Consider the following 17,579-nt stretch of genomic DNA (forward strand, 5'->3'; position numbering starts at 1 on the left):
ACCGGGGCCGGCACGGGGGCGCCCGCGTGGGGGGGGTGGCCGGCGGGGGCGGAGGGGGGGCTGGGCGCGCTGTCCCCCGCGCCCCTGCGGCCTCGGGGGCGCGGGGAACTGCGCGAGCGACCACCCACAACCCGCAGCCTGCGAAGGACAGGCGGGGCAGCCCCTGCCCAGCCCTGAGGAGAGGGCAACCCTTATACGGCGGACAGGCCTAGGCGGGGCCCGGCAGTTCACGGCGGGCTCTCACCCACGTGGCGAAGTCCTCGATGCCGTCGATGAGTGCCTCGAAGCGGAACGAGTGGAAGAGGTCGAAGGCATGGTGCCCGCCCGGGAGTTCGGCGTAGACGACCGGTGAGGTGGAGACCGAGCGCAGGGCGCTGACCAGGGCCCTGGGGTTCTCGGTCTCCACCAGTTCGTCCAGGTCGCCGTGCGCGACGAGGAACGGCGGCGCGTCCGCCCGTACGAGGTTCACGGGCGAGGTCGCCGGGTCCCCGTCGAAGTACGGCCCGAGGTAGCCGTTGAGCGCGATGGCGGCGGTCACGCTGGTGTCGGCGTCCTCGAACCCGGGCTGGTAGGCGGGGTCGCCGGGGGTGAGGGCGGCGAGCGCCGCCATGTGACCGCCCGCGGAGCTGCCCGACACGAACACGGGCGCCGCGGGGTCCGCGCCGTACTCGTGGGCGTGGGCGCGTGCCCAGGCGATGACCTTCTTCGCGTCGATCAGATGGTCGGGGTGCGAGGAGGCGGGCCGCAGGCGGTAGTTGGCGCTGACGCAGACCCAGCCCTTGCTCGCGAGGCGGTGCAGGAGGGGCAGCGACTGGGTGTTCTTCCGGCCCTGGTCGTAGTGGCCGCCGTGGAGGTGGATCAGCACGGGGCCGCCCTCGGGGCGCGCGCGGTGGTGGTAGACGTCGAGAAGGTTGCGGCGGCCCGCTTCCCCGTAGCTGAGGTCGGCCACGCGCCGGACGTCGGCGCGGCGGCGGAGGAAGGGCCTGAGCAGGATGCGGGCCAGCGGCGGGCGGCGGCGCGTGCCCGTACCGGCGCCGAGCGCCTCGTCCAGGGCGGCGACCACGACGGACGCCGTCCGCGCCCCGCGCCGGGCGATCACCACGAACGCGGCGGCCGTGACCAGGGCCAGGCCGACGGCCGCCCAGTCGGCGGGCGTGGCGATGTCGCCCTCCGCGAAGGCGAGCGCCGTGGACACCGCCAGCGCGTAGAGGACGAGGAACGGCATCTCGTTGAAGACCAGGCCGAGCCGGTAGCTGAAGAAGAAGAGCGGTCCCGGTCCGCGGATGGACACCAGGCAGAACACCGCGATCAGCGCGGCCAGCACCACGGTCACCAGATAACCCACAGCCACCGGAACCACTCCCCCGTTCGATACCGCACCTTTGGTACCACAGGTGCCGCCGCCCGGCCCCGTGCGGGCGGCGGCTCCGTGCGGTCAGGTCCCGCAGGGCAGCGTTCCGTCGGACGCACCCTTGATCAGGGCCTCGTGGGCGTTCTTCAGCCGGTCGGCGTCGGGCTTGAGCACCTTTCTGTCGTACGTCATCAACCCGTTCAGCTCGCCCTCCAGATCGGAGATCTGGGTGTAGACGGCGCCGCTGCTGCCCTCGCAGGCGGCGAACTTCTCGACGTCCTTGAGCTTGGCGAGGTACTCGTCGGTGTACTTCTCCTTCTCGACGCCGACGTACGTGTGCCGCACCGGCCAGGCGTGGCCGGGCACGGCGAGGCCGAGGCCGCCGTACTCGCCGCTGACCAGCGCCCGTCTGCCGTCGGCAGCGGGGAGCTGCGCGCCGGGGTAGCCGTGCGCGTCGGAGATGTCGCCGTTCTTGCCGTCGACGGCGCCGCAACAGTTGTGGCCGCTCATGTTGTTGACGAGGCGCGAGGGGTCGAGGCCCTTCGCGTAGTCGGCGATGCGGGCCTGGTCGTACTGGCCCCAGCCCTCGTTGAAGGTGACCCACATGATCACCGAGGGATGGCTGTCGTGCTGCTGGATCATCCGCTTCATCTCGTGCTCGTACTGCGCGCGGGCCGCCGCCTCGGGCTTGCGGTCGGAGCGCATCGACGGCATGTCCTGCCAGACGAGCAGACCGAGCCGGTCGGCGTGGTAGAACCACCGGTCCGGTTCGACCTTGATGTGCTTGCGTACGGAGTTGAAGCCGAGCTTCTTGTGCGCCCGCAGGTCGTAGGCTAGGGCCTCGTCCGTCGGCGCGGTGTGCAGGCCGTCGGGCCAGAAGCCCTGGTCGAGCGTGGCCATGGAGAAGACGGGCTTGCCGTTGAGGACCATGCGCTGCTTGCCGTCGACGGTCTTGACGGCGATCTCGCGCATGCCGAAGTAGCTCTCGACGGTGTCGGCCCGCGCGCCCTCACCGGCCTTCCCCACCGTGACCTTGAGCGTGTAGAGGTACGGGGCGTCCGGCGACCACAGGCGCGGCTTCGGCACGGGCACGTCGAACGGGGCGCTGCCGGAGCCCGTCGCGCGGCCGACCTCCTTCTTGCCCTCGTACGCGACGGCCGTGACGGGGACGCCGTCGCCGACGCCGCGCGCGCTGACGGCGACCTTCTCGCCCCCGATGTCGGGCGTGGTCTTCACGTCGGTGGTGTGCTCGGCGGCGACGGGCTCCATCCAGACGGTCTGCCAGATGCCGGAGGACGGGGTGTACCAGATGCCCTCGGGGTCCAGGCGCTGCTTGCCGACGGGCGGGTTGGGCCCGTCGGGGCTGTCGGTGGGGTCGTGGACGCCGACGACGATCTCCTGGTCGCGGCCGGGCTTGAGCGCGTCGGTGACGTCGGCGGTGAAGCGGTCGTAGCCGCCCTTGTGCTCGGCGACCTGTTTGCCGTTGACGTAGACGGTGGCCTGCCAATCGACGGCGTCGAAGTTGAGCCGCAGCCGCTTACCGGAGCCGACCCGCCAGTCCTTCGGGACGCTGAACGTCCGCTTGTACCACATGCGTTCCTCGTGCCGTTCGATCCCGGAGAGCTTCGACTCGACCGGGTACGGGACGAGGATCTTCTCCTTCAGCCGCTTGCCCGCGCCGACCGGAGGCTGCTCGCCCTCCTTCGCCCCGGCGAACTGCCAGGTCCCGTTGAGGTTCTTCCACTGCCCGCGCTTGAGCTGCGGGCGCGGGTACTCGGGGCGCGGGCCGGCGGGGTCGACGTCCTTGGCCCAGGGGGTGCTGAGCTGGTACGTGGAGCGGTTGTCGCCCGAGGTCCAGAAGTCGCCGACGGCCTTGCCGTCCTCGCCGGTCAGCCCGCCCTCGCCGTCGTACCGCACGTCGGCCGTGCCGCCCTGGCCGACGACGGGCTCCTTGAGGGCGACGAGCAGCCGGGCCGGGTCGCGCGGGTCGCGGCGCACGTCGCCGAGCGGCCACTGGGCGCCGCCGATGACGGCGCGGAAGTGGTCGCGGAAGCGGGCGGGGTCGGGGGCAGCGAGGCGCTGGCCGAAGCCGAGTTCGAGGGTGCGGCCCGACTTCGCGACGTGGACGGCGGTGGCGCCGTCGTAGTCGAAGCCGTCGGGGAGCGTGAACGCCGACTGCGGGACGGCGGTCTTCTCGCCGCCCGGCGGGGTCCAGCGCAGATGGAGGTTGGAGCCGCCCTCGTGCTCGAAGTACTCGACCTTGATGTCGTAGGCCCGTCCGGCCTCCAGGCTGACGGGCTCGGAGTTCTGCTCCTTGTCCCAGTCGTCGACCCAGTGGTCGATGACGGGCTTGCCGTCGATCCAGAGCCGGAAGCCGTTGTCGCCGGTGAGGTGGAAGGTGTGGGCGCCGGACTTCTCCGGGGTCAGCTTCCCGGTCCAGCGGACGCTGGCGTCGTCGGACTGGCCGGTGCGCTCCTTGAGGCGGGGCTCCAGGTCGTTGAAGTCGAGCGAGGGGTCGAACGCGGTGGCCTTGAGGGTGCCGAAGTCGAAGGCGCCGGGGGCCGACTGGGTCCAGTACTCGCCCTTGAGGCCGTGCGCGGCGGGCGGGCCCTCGGGGCGCTCGGCCGCCGAGGCGGAGGACGTGAGCGGTCCCGCGCCGAGCGCGGTGGCGAGCAGGGCGAGAAGGGCGAAGGCGGCGGTGAGCGCCGCCGCGGGCCAGGTGGATACGCGTCTCACGGAACCTCCAGGAGGGGGCGTGCAAGAGGCGGATACGACTCTGCCCTTGAGGGAGATCCATCTTGTATAACGTTGGAAACAAGGGCAGTTGGCATGACAGCACGGCCTCCGGGCCCTGTCCAGGTGCGTGACAGCAGAGGGCAAAGAGAAGCTAAGGAGCGCAGGTGAGGGTGAGTCTCAAGGACGTCGCGGAGCGTGCCGGGGTCTCGATCAAGACCGTGTCCAACGTCGTCAACAACTACCCGCACGTCACGCCTTCGACCCGCGCGAAGGTGCAGCGGGCCATCGACGACCTGGGCTACCGCCCCAATCTGACGGCGCGCCACCTGCGCAAGGGCCGCACCGGCATCCTCGCCCTGGCCGTCCCCGAGCTGGGCAACCCGTACTTCGCGGAGCTGGCCGGAGACGTCATCGACGCCGCCGCCGAGCACGACTACACAGTGCTGCTCGACCACACCCAGGGCCGCCGCGAGCGCGAACTCCTGGTCACCCAGGGGTTCCGGGCCCGCGTCATCGACGGGCTGATCCTCAACCCGCTGGAGCTGGAGCCCGAGGACCTCGCGTCCCGTACGGACGACGCGCCGCTGGTCCTGATCGGCGAGCGCCGCTACGACCTGCCGTACGACCACATCGCGATCGACAACATCGCGGCGGCGCGCACCGCCGTGCGCCATCTGCTCGACCGGGGCCGTCGCCGTATCGCGTTCCTCGGCGCGCGGGGCGACCGGCCCAGCCAGCCCGCGCATCTGCGGCTGCTGGGCTGGCAGGCGGAGCTCGCGGCCTCCGGCGTCCCGGCGGACGAGAAGCTGGTGGCGCCGGCGGAGGGCTGGGACAGGGCGGACGGCGCGGCGGCGATGGCGGCCCTGCTGGACGCGGGGGCCCGGCCCGACGCGGTCTTCGCGTACAACGACCTGATCGCGATCGGCGCGATGCGCGTGATGTCGGAACGGGGGCTGCGCGTGCCGGAGGACATCGCGGTCGTCGGCTTCGACGACCTGACGGAGGGCCGGTACGGCGCGGTGACGCTCACGACCGTCTCGCCGGACAAGCGCGCCATCGCCAGGCTCGCGGTCGAGTCCCTGGTCAGCGCGATCGCCGGGGGGCGGCGGGACGAGGAGCGCACCCCGCGCGAGCTCCAGCCCGGGTTCACGCTCGTGGAACGGGAGAGCACGCGGGGCGCGTGACGCCGGAGGGCCGCCTCAACTCCCCTTCTGTGCAGGGGTATTTACACGCGGTATTCCAACGATGTAAAAACCCCCAGCGGACGCTAAGACGCCAGAGGAGACGCCGGCACACCTGGGGTAGCCCATGAATGCGCACAGATCTCTCAGAACTCTCGCTGTCACCACACTCGTCGCCACTCTCTCGCTCTCCCTCGGCTGTGCCAAGTCCGAGGACGACAAGGACGCCTCGGACGGCAAGGGCACGTCGTCGGACGGCGGCGGCGAGCAGGTCGCCGCCGAGCCCACCGAGGGCGCCAAGACCTGCACGCTCAAGGCGTACGGCGGCAAGGAGACCGACCTCGCGAAGGCGACCGTCGGCTTCTCGCAGTCGGAGAAGGAGGCGAACCCGTTCCGCATCGCGGAGACCGCCTCCATCAAGGCCGAGGCCAAGAAGCGCGGGGTGAAGCTGCTGACGGCCAACGCGCAGTCGCAGTTCTCCAAGCAGATCAGCGACGTCCAGGACCTGATCTCCAAGGGCGCCGACCTGCTGGTGATCGCGCCGCTCAACTCCGACGGCTGGGAGCCCGTGCTCAAGCGGGCCGCGGCGAAGAAGATCCCCATCGTCACCGTCGACCGGCAGATCAACGCCGAGCCCTGCGAGGACTACGTGAGCTTCATCGGCTCCGACTTCGTCGAGCAGGGCCGCCGCGCCGCCGACCAGATGATCAAGGCGACGGGCGGCAAGGGCAAGGTCGCCATCCTGCTCGGCGCGCCGGGCAACAACGTCACGACCGAGCGCACCAAGGGCTTCACCGAGCAGATCGGGAAGAAGGCCCCGGGCCTCAAGGTCGTCTTCAAGCAGACCGGCGAGTTCGCGCGCGAGAAGGGCCAGCAGGTCACCGAGCAGCTCATCCAGTCGAAGCCCGACATCGACGGGATCTACGCGGAGAACGACGAGATGGGCCTCGGCGCCGTCAACGCCCTCAAGGGCGCGGGCAAGAAGCCCGGCGACGTCAAGATCGTCACCGTGGACGGCACGAAGAACGCCGTGCAGGGCATCGTCGACAAGTGGATCTACGGCGTCGTGGAGTCCAACCCGCGCTTCGGGCCCCTCGCCTTCCAGGCCCTGGAGGACTTCGGCAAGGGCAAGAAGGTCGGCCAGGACATCGTCATCAAGGACAGCGCGTACACGGCGGCCAACGCCGAGCGGGACCTCAGCAAGGCGTACTGATGGGGGCCGCCACCGAGGTATCCGTCGCCGCGCTGGCCGTACGGTCGCTCACCAAGCGCTTCCCCGGGGTCCTCGCCCTCGACGGCGTCGACTTCGCCCTCGCGCCGGGCCAGGTCCACGCGCTCATCGGCGAGAACGGCGCGGGGAAGTCCACCCTGATCAAGGTCCTCACCGGGGTGTACGCGCCGGACGCGGGCGAACTGCTGCACCGGGGCGCGCCCGTGCGGTTCCCCACGCCGCTCGCCGCGCTGCGCGCCGGGATCTCCACGATCCACCAGGAGGTCAACCTCGTTCCGCTGATGAGCGTGGCCCGGAACCTCTTCCTGGGCCGCGAGCCCCGCAACCGGATCGGGCTGATCGACTTCGCCCGGATGCACCGGGAGACGGCGGAGGCGCTGCGCGCGTACGGCGTCCGCGCCGATCCCCGGCGCCCGCTGGGCGAACTCGGCGTCGGCGCGCAGCAGATGGTCGCGCTCGCACGCGCCGTCTCCTTCGAGGCGGATGTGGTGATCATGGACGAGCCGACCTCGTCCCTCGAACCACGCGAGGTCGAGACGCTCTTCGGCGTCATCCGCTCGCTGCGGGAGCGGGGCGTGGCGGTGGTCTACGTGAGCCACCGGCTGGACGAGCTGTACGCGGTGTGCGACACGGTGACCGTGCTGCGCGACGGCCGCCTCGTGCACACGGGCCCGCTCGCGGGCCTGGAGCGGCTCCGGCTCGTCTCACTGATGCTGGGCCGCGAGATGGGCGAGGTGCGCGCCGAGGGCACCACGAAGTTCGGCGGCGAGCACGAGGCCGCCTCCCGGGAGCCGGTGCTGCGGGCCGAAGGGCTCACCGTGCCGCGCCAGTTGCACGACGTCTCGTTCGAGGTACGGCCCGGCGAGGTCGTCGGGCTGGGCGGACTGCTGGGCTCGGGGCGCACGGAGACGGTGAAGGCCGTGGCGGGCGCGCTGCCGCTGGGCGCCGGACGGGTCACGGTCGCCGGGGTGCCGCTGCGCACGGGCTCGCCGCCCGCCGCGATCCGGGCCGGGGTCTCGCTGCTGCCCGAGGACCGCAAGAGCGAGGGCATCGTGCCGGGGCTGTCGGTGCGGGAGAACATCGCGCTGGCGGTCCTCCCCCGCCTCTCACGGGCCGGGCTGGTCTCGGAGGCGCGGATCGACTCCGTCGTGGGGACGTTCATGGAGCGGCTGCGCATCAAGGCGTCCTCGCCGCACCAGAAGGCGGGCGAACTCTCCGGCGGCAACCAGCAGAAGGTGCTGCTCGCCCGCTGGCTGGCCGCCGAGCCGAAAGTGCTGCTGCTGGACGAGCCGACGCGCGGCATCGACGTCGGCGCCAAGGCCGAGGTGCAGCGGCTGGTGGACGAGCTGGCGGAGGACGGGCTCGGCGTGGTGCTGATCTCCTCCGACCTGGAGGAGCTGATCGAGGGTTCGGACCGGGTCGTCGTGCTCCGGGACGGCGCCGTCGTCGGCGAGCTGACGGGAGACCAGGTGACGGAGGACCGGCTGCTGGAGACCATCGCGGAGGCGGGCACGGCCCGTACGGCCGTGGGGGACGCCGATGACTGAGGTCGCGGCCCCTCGCGGGCGTACGGGCGTCGACCGGGCCGCCGTCACGCGCTGGCTCCAGGCGTACGGGGTCTACGCGGGCGTCGGCGTGCTGCTGGTCTTCAACATCGCGTTCACCGACCACTTCCTCTCCGCGGAGAACTTCCGCACACAGGCCGTGCAGGTCGCGCCGATCCTGATCGTCGCGCTCGGCATGGCCCTCGCGATCGGCTCCGAGGGCATCGATCTCTCGGTCGGCTCGGTGATGGCCCTGTCCACCTCGCTGGTGGCGCTCTATCTGGGCTACGGCCCGTGGCTCGCCCTCCTCGCGGCGGTGATCGGCGGCGCGGTTGCCGGGCTCGTCAACGGCTCGCTGATCGCGTACATCGGCATCCAGCCGATCGTCGCGACGCTCGCGCTGATGGTCGGCCTGCGGGGCCTGGCGCTGGTGCTGGTCCCGCAGCTGGAGGACGTGCGCGACGACGGGATGCGGACGCTGGGCTCCGGCGATCTGCTGGGCGTCCCGTACCCGGCGCTGATCGCGCTCGCGCTGGTGCTGGCGACGGCGTTCGTGGTGCGGCGCACGACGTTCGGCAGGCAGCTCCTCGCGATCGGCGACAGCCGTCCGGCCGCGAAGCTCGCGGGACTTCCGGTCCGGCGGGTGCTGATCCTCGTCTACATCTGCTCGGGCGTGCTCGCCGCGCTCGCCGGGTTCCTGGCCACGGCCCGCCTCCAGGCCAGCGACCCCACCTCGCTGGGGAACCTGATGGAGCTGTCCGCGATCACCGCCGTGGTCGTCGGCGGCACGCCGCTGAGCGGCGGCCGGGTGCGGATCGGCGGCACGGTCGCGGGCGCGGTGCTCATCCAGCTGCTGACGGCCACGCTCATCAAGCACGACCTGCCGCCCTCGTGGACGCAGATGGCGCAGGCCGTCGTCATCGTGCTGGCGGTCTGGGCGGCACGCGAGAGGGGGAAGCGGTGACGGTGACGAACGCGCCTGGACGTACGGAGAGTTCCGCGCCGGAGAAGTCCGGCACCCCGGGCGCGGGCGGTGGTCCCGGCGGCGGTGCCGGGCGGTTCGCGGCGCTCGCGCGGCGGCACGGCGCGCTGGTGGCGCTGGTGGTGCTGTCGCTGGTGGCCTCGTTCTCGTTCGACTCGTTCGCGACCGGCGGCAATCTGGAGAACATGGCGGTCTCCTCGGCGTTCCTCGCGATCGTCGCGCTGGGGATGACCTTCGTGATCGTCTCGGGCGGCATCGACCTCTCGGTCGGCTCGGTCTTCGCGCTCGGCGGGGTGCTGGCCGCGTGGGGCTCGCGGCACGGGACGCTGGTCGCGCTGCTGCTGCCGCTGCTGGTGTGCGGCGCGATCGGGCTGGTCAACGGCCTGCTGATCGCCCGTGCCCGGCTGGCGCCCTTCATCGTCACGCTCGCCTCGATGCTCGGAGCGCGCGGCCTCATGCTCAACATCACGGACGAGGGCGCCGACACCTTCCTCGTCCCCAAGGACGCGTTCCTGGCCGATCTGGGGCGGGGCTCGCTGCTGGGCGTGGGCGTGCCCGTATGGATCACGGTGGTGCTCTTCGCGCTCGGGGGTGTGCTGCTGCGCCGTACGCGCTTCGGGCAGCACGTCTACGCGGTGGGCGGGAACGAGGACGCCGCCTCGCTGATGGGCGCCTCCGTGGCCCGTACGAAGGTCTCCGTCTACGTCCTGTCGGGGCTGCTCGCCGGGCTCGCCGGGGCGCTGAACGCGGCGTGGCTGACCTCGGGCGTGACGATCCTGGGCCAGGGCATGGAGCTGGAGGCGATCTCGGCGGTGGTCATCGGCGGCACGCTGCTGACCGGCGGCATGGGCTTCGTCAGCGGCTCGCTGGTGGGCGTGCTGCTGCTGAAGGTGATCCAGAACGTCATCAACCAGATCGGCTCGCTCGACTCCGCCTACCAGCAGGTGGTCAGCGGCGCGTTCCTGATCGTGGTCGTCGTGGCGCAGGCCGGGCTCAGAGCACCACGCCGCGTTCGCGCAGCCAGGGAACGGGCGCGACGTCCGAACCCATCCCCGGGGTGACCCGCGCCTCGAAGTGCAGATGCGGGCCTGTGGAGTTGCCGGTGCTGCCGGAGAGGCCGATGCGCTCCCCGGCGCGCACCTGGCGGCCCCGCTCGGTCTGGATCGCGGACAGGTGCGCGTACTGCGAGTAGTAGCCGTCGCGGTGCCGGATCACGACCTGGTTCCCGAAGCCGTCGCCGCAGCTCGTGACGGCCACGGTGCCCGCGCCGACGGCCCGTACGGGCGTGCCGGTCTCCACGGCGAAATCCTGCCCCGTGTGCCCCTTCGACCAGCGGGCGCCGGAGGAGCGGTATCCGGCGGAGAGCGTGTAGGCGGACGGCTTGACGGGGGTCGTCCAGCGGGCGCCGCCCACGCCCGCGGCGCGGGTGCCGCCCTGGACACTGTCGCCGCCCCGCTTCCCGGCGCCGCCCTCGCGTCCCTTGCCCGAGCAGGCGCGGGCCGAGCGGTTGGCGGGGGTGGGGCCCTGGGCGCGACGGGCCAGCACGAGGCGCCGCTCGATGGCGTTCTTGGCCTTGGCCTCGCGCCGGGTGGTGGCCTCCAGCTGTTTCAGGACGGCACGGGCGCGGGCCCGCTTCCGTACGAGCTGGCGCTGGGTCGTACGGGTCGAGCCGAGGAGCCGGTTGACGGCGTGGTCGGCCTGGCGCTGGGCGCGCAGCCGTTCGAGCAGGGCCTCGGGCGTACGGGTCATCACCATCCGGGCCCCGGGCGACCAGGCGCCGTGCCGGTACTGGCTGCGGGCGATGCCGCCGATCCGGAAGCGCAGGACGTCCAGCCGTCGTTCGCCCCTGCTGACGGCGCGGCGGCTGCGGGTCACCGCGCCACGCTGCTTCCCGGAGCGCTTACGGGCCGCCTCGAACCGCTTGGTGGCCCGAGCCGCGTCCCGGTACAGCGCGTCCACGCGGGCCGAGACCCGCTTCCTGGCCTCGGCCGGGCCCGGCTCGCAGGGCGCGGCGGAGGCGGGCGCTGGAACGGCGAGGAGCGCGAGGCTGAGCAGCGCGGCGGCGGCCGGGGCCGCGGCGAACCGCTTGCGTACGGGCTGGTCGGGCTGGTCGGGCTGATCGGACTGGTCGGGCTGGCTCATGGGGCGATGGTCCGCCGCGCGGCCCCCGAAGAGGCCGTGCGGCGGTCCGGCACGCCGTGCGCCGTGCGCCGATCGACGCAGCGGGCCGCCCGGAAGCGGGATGTTTCCGGGGTCCGGCGTGTCGTGCGCCGCCCGTGCACCGCCCGTACGGAACGGGGTGCCGTCAGGCGTCCCGTGCGGCGAGCCGGTCGAGGACCGGGCTCAGCTCGCAGGCGGCCCCGCGGTTGTACGGAAGCTTGGCGAGCACGGCCGCCAGGCCGCAGCTGTCGGAGACCGCGGAGTAGACCAGCCCGGCGCCGATGCCCGCCGACAGCAGCCGGGCGCGCGGGAACGCGAGCCCCGCGCCGAGCCCGAGCAGCACCAGCGAACCGGCGGCGAGCCGCACCTGACGCTCCATCGGCCAGCGCGGGCGCGCGCCGCCGGGCAGCGCCGGGCGGTCGAGCGGGTGCCCGGCCTCGGCCCAGCCCTTCGTGCCGCCCTCGACGGAGGCGGCGGCGATCCCGGCCTCACGGAGGGTGCGGGAGGCGGTCAGCGACCGGTTGCCGGAGGCGCAGACGACGGCGAGCGGGCCGCGCACGGCGGCGAGCCGCAGCACGTCCTCGGCCTCGTCGAGCCGGTCCAGCGGGATGTTGTGGGCGCCCGGCACATGGCCTCCGGCGTACTCACCGGGCGTGCGGACGTCGATCAGGGTCAGCTCGGCGTGCCGCGCGCGCAGCTCGTCGAGGGTGAGCGTGGAGTCTTCGCTCATGGCGCTGGTCCTTCCGGTGCGGAGAGGTACGATACCCCCCAGGGTATAGAATCGACTGTCGGAACGAGAACGGGGTGAGGGCGATGGATCTCACGTTGGCCGCCGAGGAGATGAAGGCGGTGCTCAACCGCCTGCGGCGGGCTCAGGGCCAGATCGCGGGCGTGATCAAGATGATCGAGGAGGGCAGGTCCTGCGACGAGGTCGTCACCCAGCTCGCCGCGGCCTCCCGCGCCCTCGACCGCGCGGGCTTCGCCATCATCGCCACGGGGCTTGAGCACTGCATGACTGAGGCCGAGGGGGAGGGCGATACGGCCATGTCCCGCGAACAAATGCGGTCCCGCCTAGAAAAGCTCTTCCTCTCCTTGGCCTAACCCTCCCCTCCGGGGCACTCTTACTCCTCCCTCTGCTGAGCTTGGGAAGTCTGCGCAAGGCGCAGGGTTGGCAAGCGCAGCCCCCCACGCCGGGTGCCCCGCGCAACGGGGCCGCGCCCGGGGAGCCCCGGGCTGTGCTTCGCGGGCCGCGCCCGCGTCGTGGCTTGTCGCGCAGTTCCCCGCGCCCCTTAGGGAGAAGGGGCAAGCCCCTACGTGTCGTGACCGGTCGCGCCCACGCGGCGGAGCCGCAAAACAAACACAGCCCCGCGCCCCTAGGGAGAAGGGGCAGGCCCCGACGTCTTGGGCCCGGAGCGCCACGCACCCCTAGAGGGCAAAGGGGCAAGCCCCGACGTGTCGCGACGGGGCACTGTCGCTGAGGCTCCTGGTCAGGGGGCGGCCAAGGTCCATGTCACCTCGGCCAGCATGGCCGCCGCCACCGCCAGGAGGAGCCAGGCGAAGGTGCGGCGGAGTACGGAGGCCGGGAGGCGGGCGGCGAGGCGTTTGCCGTCCCAGGCACCCAGCACGGCGGCGCCCGCGAAGGGGGCGAGGACCGCCCAGTCGAGGCCAGAGGCGCCGCCCGCGCGTCCGGCCAGCCCCGAGAGCGCGTTCGCGGCGACGACCAGCAGGCTGGTGCCCGCCGCCTCGGCCATCGGAAAGGCGAGCAGGCCCACGAGCGCCGGTACGGCGAGGAAGCCGCCGCCCACGCCGAGCAGCCCCGTGAGTCCGCCGAGCCCCGCGCCCGCGCCGACGACCCGTGGCCAGCGGCGTCCCGCGCCCGTACGGTCCGCACGGTCGGCGGCGGGCTCCGGCTCCCGTACGCGCAGCATCCGCAGCGCCGCGAGCGCCGCGACGAGGGCGAAGGCCGCCGAGAGCAGCGCGCCGGGCAGGTGCGCGGAGAGCAGCCCGGCCGCCAGCGCGGGCGGCATTCCGGCGACGGCGAAGAGGAGCCCCGCGCGCCAGCGGACCGTCCCCGCGCGGGTGTGCGCGAGGAGGCCGCCCAGCGAGCTGAGCGCGACGACGAACAGGGCCGCCGTCGCCGCGCTCTGCGGACTGAAGCCCAGCACATGGATCAGTACGGGCACGGCGAGGATGCCGCCGCCCGCGCCGAGTCCGCCGAGTGCGAGCCCGACGAGGGCGCCCGCCACGAGGGCGAGGACCAGGGGCAGCGCCGTCATGCCCCCGGCACCGTCACGAGGCCCGCCGCGCGCGCCGCGTCGAACGAGTCGTCGACCGCGACGACGTCGCGCCCCGCCGCGTCCAGCACGGAGGCGGCCATGGCGGCGCGCATGCCGCCCGCGCAGTGCACCCACACCGTGCCCTCGGGCACCTCCGCGAGCCGCTGCGGAAGCTGGTGCAGCGGGATGTGCGTGGAGCCGCGCACCCAGCCCTCGCCGCGCTCGATGTCGCGCCGTACGTCGAGGACGACCGGTGCGGCACCCTCCTCCAGGGCGCGGGCCAGCGCGGCGAAGTCCGCGCGCGGGAACGAGCGGGGCGCGTCGCCCTGCCGCAGCCAGCTCTGCCAGGGGCCCGTGGCGGCGGCCGCCGGGCGGTCGATGCCGACGCGGGCCAGCTCGCGCTGGGCCGTAGCGATCTCCTCGGCCGTCTCCGCGAGCAGCGTGACGGGCTTGCCCCAGGGGATGAGCCAGGCGAGATACGTGGCGAGCCCGCCGTCGAAGTTCAGGGCGCCCGCGAGGTGGCCCGCCGCGAAGGCCGTACGGCTGCGCAGGTCGACGACCCACTCCCCCGCCGCGAGCCGGTCGGCCAGCTCGGCGGCGTCCGCCGTACGGGGCGGGGTGAGGTCGATCGGCGCGGGGCCCGCGCCGTTCACCGGGCCCATGTGCGCGTAGTACGCGGGCACGTCGTCGAGGCTCGCGAGCAGCTCGGCGACGAAGGCGTCGACGTCCTTGGTGAGCGCCAGGTTGCGGCCGCGCTCGGCGCCGATGGTCGCGCCCCCGTCGTCGCCCCCGTTCTGCGTGGAGGCGCAGAAGCTGCCGAAGCCGTGCGTGGGCAGGACCTGGACGGCGTCCGGCAGCTCGGCCAGGCGGTGGGCCGAGGCGTGCTGGGCCCGCGCGAGGTCCTCGGTCAGTCGGGGCTCGACCAGGTCGGGGCGGCCGACGGTGCCGAGCAGCAGGGAGCCACCGGTGAAGGCCGCGACGGGGGTCCCGCCGTCGTGCAGGACGTACGCCGTGTGGTGCGGGGTGTGGCCGGGGGTGGCGACGGCGCGCAGGGTCAGGCCCTCGTCGACGTCGAGCACGTCACCGTCCTCGACCGGCGTGCGCGCGAACGCGACACGGGCCCCGGCCGGGACGACGTACTCGGCGCCGGTGATCCGGGCCAGCTCCAGGCCACCGCTCACGTAGTCGTTGTGCACATGAGTCTCGACGACCTTGGCTATCCGCACGCCGCGTCGCGCGGCGGCCTCCAGCACCCGGTCGACGTCCCGCGGCGGGTCGACGGCCACGGCCCGCTCGGGGCCCGCGACCAGGTATGAGCGGTTCCCCAGGGACTCGGTGGCCAGGGTCTCCACGACGTACATGCCTCTCCTCCTCACTCGTCCCCCGAACCGGATGGATACCCACGGGGGTATCCCCTCTCCTCAGCACCATATACCCCCACCCGTATTTCCGAATCCCCGCCTCCGCCCATCGGCGCCGCCAGGACGGGGTACCGCGCGGCCGCGCACCGAACCGGAGCCGGACCGAACTCGTTGGACGTGCCTGGTCAGGCGTCCATAAGGTCGCGATCATGCCTGACATATCCCTGACCACGGTCCTTGTGCTCTGCCTCGCCGCGGGGGCGGCGGGCTGGGTGGACGCCGTGGTGGGCGGCGGGGGCCTCATCCTGCTTCCCGCCCTGATGCTCGGACTGCCAGGCAGCACCCCCGCCGCGTACGCGCTCGGCACCAACAAGGCCATCGCGATCGTCGGCACGACGGGCGCCGCCGCGACGTACGTCCGCAAGACCCCCGTCGACGTACGGCTCGCCGTACGGATCGGCCTCGCCGCGCTCGCCGGGTCCTCGGGCGGGGCCTTCCTCGCCGCCGGGCTGAGCACGGAGGTCCTCAAACCGGTCGTGCTGCTGGTGCTGATCGGCGTCGCCGCGTTCGTGATCCTCCGCCCCGACTTCGGCACCGCGCCCGCCGCCGGGCCCGTGGGACCGCGCCGCGTGCTCGCCGCGATCGGGCTCGCGGGCGTCGGCATCGGCTTCTACGACGGGCTGATCGGGCCCGGCACCGGCACCTTCCTCGTCCTCGCGCTGACGGCGGTGCTCCATCTCGACCTGGTGACGGCCTCGGCCACCGCGAAGATCGTCAACGTCTGCACCAACGTGGGCGCGCTCGCCACCTTCACCTGGCAGGGCACCGTCCTGTGGCAACTGACCCTCCCGCTCGCGGCGTTCAACCTCGCGGGCGGCATGCTCGGCGCCCGTACGGCCCTGAAGAAGGGCAGCGGCTTCGTCCGCGGCGTGCTCCTCGTCTCGGTCCTCGGCCTGGTCGCGACGCTCGCCTACGAGCAGTGGCTGAAGTGAGGGGTTCCCCACTAATCAAGCTTGACTAGACTCGGCGGCATGGCCGAGACAACCATCCCGATCCTCCCGTGCCGGACCCTGCCGCCCGTGCTCGACTTCTACACGGCGCTCGGGTTCGAGGTGACCTTCCAGCAGAAGAGCCCCAACCCGTTCGCGGTGGTCGAACGCGGCGGCGTCCAGCTCCAGTTCTTCGGCATGAAGCGGTACGAACCGACGGAGTCGTACAGCACGTGCTACGTGCTCACGGACGAGGTCGACGCGCTGCACGCCGCCTTCCGCGCCGGGCTCAAGGCCGCGTACGGACGCGTCCCCACCCGCGGGCTGCCCCGCCTCGGGCCGCTCAAGGACATGTCGTACGGCGTACGGCAGTTCCTGATGACCGACCCCGGCGGCAACTGCGTCCGCGTGGGCCAGCCGATCAGCGACGACCTCCGCCACCGGCCAGCGCCCGAGGAGCCCAACGCACGGGCCCTGCACCACGCCGTCAACTTCGCGGACTCCAAGGACGACCCGTCGGCGGCGGCGAAGATCCTCGACCGGGCGCTCGCGAGGGAGGACGACCGCCCCACGCCGGTCCAGCTGCTGCGGCTCCTCACGCTCCGCGCCGACGTCGCCGGGCGGCTCGGTGACGACACCACCGCGACAGCCTCGCTGGAACGCGCGGCGGCCGTGTCCCTCACCGAAGCGGAACGGGAGGCGGCCGCGGACGACCTCGCGCGCCTCGCCGAACTCCGGGGTGACGGGTGAAAACGGCTTTGCCGCACGTCCGTCCGTGGGCTGGAATGTGCGGATGACCGCTCTTGGTGCCGTGTTCCGGCCACAGTCGCCCCCGGAGAAACTGCGCAGCGTCGTCCGTACCGCGGAGGAGGTGGGCCTCGAAGAGCTGTGGCTCTGGGAGGACTGCTTCCTGGAGAGCGGCATCGCCAGCGCCTCCGCCGCGCTCGCCTGGTCCGAACGGCTCCGCGTCGGCGTCGGCCTCCTCCCCGTCCCGCTGCGCAACGCCGCGCTGACCACGATGGAGGCCGCCACCCTGCACCGGCTCTTCCCCGGGCGCGTGAAGCTCGGCGTCGGGCACGGCGTCCAGGACTGGATGGGCCAGGTCGGCGCGCGCGCCGAGTCGCCCATGACGCTGCTGCGCGAACACCTCGTCGCGATGCGGGCGCTGCTGCGCGGCGAGCGCGTGACCGTGGACGGGCGGTACGTGAAGCTCGACGGCGTCGCGCTGGACTGGCCGCCCGCCACGGTTCCGGCGCCGCCCGCGGTGCTCTCCGGCGCGCGCGGCCCGCGTTCGCTGCGGCTGAGCGGCGAGGCGGCGGACGGCACGGTGCTCGACGCCAGCACGACGGTGGAGGGCGTACGGGCCGCTCGCGCCCTGATCGACGAGGGCCGGGCCCTCGCGGGCCGCACGGAGCCGCACGGGGTGACGGTCTACGTCCTCGCGGTGACGGGCCCCGACGCGGAGCGGCGGCTCGCCGCCGAGCTCGAACGGGAGGGCCTCCCGCCGACGGCTGCGCTGGGCGTCGCCGGGGACGCCGAGGCGGTTGCGGCGGAGGTCCGCCGCTACGTGGCCGCCGGCGCGGACACGGTCGTCCTCCAGTCCACCGCCGACGACGAAGACCCGGACGCCTTCATCCGCTTCACAGCAGAAGAGGTCCGCCCCCTGATCTAGGCCCACATCCTTGCCGCGCGTCACGCACCGCCGCGCGTGGCGCCACGCCGCGCACACCCATCCCGCTCAGGGGCACGCGTGGCGCCACGCCGCGCA

General features: G+C 73.0%; 15 protein-coding genes. 9 read left to right on the plus strand and 6 right to left on the minus strand.

The window, feature by feature from the left end:
- Positions 1-208: 208 nt before the first annotated feature.
- Positions 209-1,351, minus strand: coding sequence for an alpha/beta hydrolase (locus ACGF3A_RS25385; RefSeq protein ID WP_393732577.1), 1,143 nt, complete (start codon positions 1,349-1,351; stop codon positions 209-211).
- 84 nt (positions 1,352-1,435) lie between these two features.
- Positions 1,436-4,087 carry a PA14 domain-containing protein gene (locus tag ACGF3A_RS25390; RefSeq protein ID WP_393732578.1) on the minus strand — a complete coding sequence of 884 codons (2,652 nt, stop codon included), beginning with the start codon at positions 4,085-4,087 and terminating at the stop codon, positions 1,436-1,438.
- Between the two features lie 164 nt (positions 4,088-4,251).
- On the opposite strand from ACGF3A_RS25390, the gene ACGF3A_RS25395 reads away from it, so the two are divergent.
- The 5 genes from ACGF3A_RS25395 (at position 4,252) to ACGF3A_RS25415 (ending at position 10,086) form a co-directional block, all read left to right on the plus strand.
- Positions 4,252-5,271 (plus strand): LacI family DNA-binding transcriptional regulator, encoded by a 1,020-nt coding sequence (locus ACGF3A_RS25395; protein ID WP_393732579.1) that lies wholly within the window; start codon positions 4,252-4,254, stop codon positions 5,269-5,271.
- Between the two features lie 124 nt (positions 5,272-5,395).
- Positions 5,396-6,481, plus strand: a complete 1,086-nt coding sequence (locus ACGF3A_RS25400; protein ID WP_393732580.1) for an ABC transporter substrate-binding protein — start codon at positions 5,396-5,398, stop codon at positions 6,479-6,481.
- On the plus strand, positions 6,481-8,046 hold the full coding sequence (locus ACGF3A_RS25405; RefSeq protein WP_393732581.1) for a sugar ABC transporter ATP-binding protein: 1,566 nt from the start codon (positions 6,481-6,483) through the stop codon (positions 8,044-8,046). Before ACGF3A_RS25400 ends, ACGF3A_RS25405 begins: the two co-directional genes overlap by 1 nt.
- A complete protein-coding gene (locus ACGF3A_RS25410; protein WP_393732582.1) occupies positions 8,039-9,007 on the plus strand; it encodes an ABC transporter permease in 969 nt (322 codons plus the stop codon). Before ACGF3A_RS25405 ends, ACGF3A_RS25410 begins: the two co-directional genes overlap by 8 nt.
- A 2-nt stretch (positions 9,008-9,009) precedes the next feature.
- On the plus strand, positions 9,010-10,086 hold the full coding sequence (locus tag ACGF3A_RS25415) for an ABC transporter permease (RefSeq protein WP_393732583.1): 1,077 nt from the start codon (positions 9,010-9,012) through the stop codon (positions 10,084-10,086).
- Here the strand turns inward: ACGF3A_RS25415 and ACGF3A_RS25420 are convergent.
- On the minus strand, positions 10,019-11,167 hold the full coding sequence (locus tag ACGF3A_RS25420; RefSeq protein ID WP_393732584.1) for a peptidoglycan DD-metalloendopeptidase family protein: 1,149 nt from the start codon (positions 11,165-11,167) through the stop codon (positions 10,019-10,021). The genes ACGF3A_RS25415 and ACGF3A_RS25420 overlap by 68 nt on opposite strands.
- A 163-nt stretch (positions 11,168-11,330) precedes the next feature.
- Complete coding sequence (locus ACGF3A_RS25425) at positions 11,331-11,915, minus strand: rhodanese-like domain-containing protein (protein WP_393732585.1); 585 nt, start codon at positions 11,913-11,915, stop codon at positions 11,331-11,333.
- Positions 11,916-11,998: 83 nt separating this feature from the next.
- Between ACGF3A_RS25425 and ACGF3A_RS25430 the strand changes: the two genes are divergently transcribed.
- Positions 11,999-12,286: a metal-sensitive transcriptional regulator gene (locus ACGF3A_RS25430; protein ID WP_393732586.1), complete on the plus strand. Its 288-nt coding sequence runs from the start codon at positions 11,999-12,001 to the stop codon at positions 12,284-12,286.
- Between the two features lie 386 nt (positions 12,287-12,672).
- Here ACGF3A_RS25430 and ACGF3A_RS25435 read toward each other — a convergent pair whose 3' ends face one another.
- A complete protein-coding gene (locus ACGF3A_RS25435) occupies positions 12,673-13,461 on the minus strand; it encodes a sulfite exporter TauE/SafE family protein (protein ID WP_393732587.1) in 789 nt (262 codons plus the stop codon).
- Positions 13,458-14,822, minus strand: a complete 1,365-nt coding sequence (locus ACGF3A_RS25440) for a rhodanese-like domain-containing protein (protein WP_393732588.1) — start codon at positions 14,820-14,822, stop codon at positions 13,458-13,460. Before ACGF3A_RS25440 ends, ACGF3A_RS25435 begins: the two co-directional genes overlap by 4 nt.
- 209 nt (positions 14,823-15,031) lie before the next feature.
- On the opposite strand from ACGF3A_RS25440, the gene ACGF3A_RS25445 reads away from it, so the two are divergent.
- From ACGF3A_RS25445 to ACGF3A_RS25455, 3 genes are read left to right on the plus strand one after another with little or no spacing between them, the layout of a single operon-like run.
- Positions 15,032-15,814 carry a sulfite exporter TauE/SafE family protein gene (locus ACGF3A_RS25445; RefSeq protein ID WP_393732589.1) on the plus strand — a complete coding sequence of 261 codons (783 nt, stop codon included), beginning with the start codon at positions 15,032-15,034 and terminating at the stop codon, positions 15,812-15,814.
- Between the two features lie 39 nt (positions 15,815-15,853).
- Complete coding sequence (locus ACGF3A_RS25450) at positions 15,854-16,561, plus strand: bleomycin resistance protein (protein ID WP_393732590.1); 708 nt, start codon at positions 15,854-15,856, stop codon at positions 16,559-16,561.
- Positions 16,562-16,604: 43 nt separating this feature from the next.
- On the plus strand, positions 16,605-17,483 hold the full coding sequence (locus ACGF3A_RS25455) for an LLM class flavin-dependent oxidoreductase (protein ID WP_393732591.1): 879 nt from the start codon (positions 16,605-16,607) through the stop codon (positions 17,481-17,483).
- The last annotated feature ends 96 nt before the right edge of the window (positions 17,484-17,579 follow it).

This window comes from Streptomyces sp. NPDC048172 (genome assembly GCF_043202595.1).
Lineage (GTDB): Bacteria > Actinomycetota > Actinomycetes > Streptomycetales > Streptomycetaceae > Streptomyces.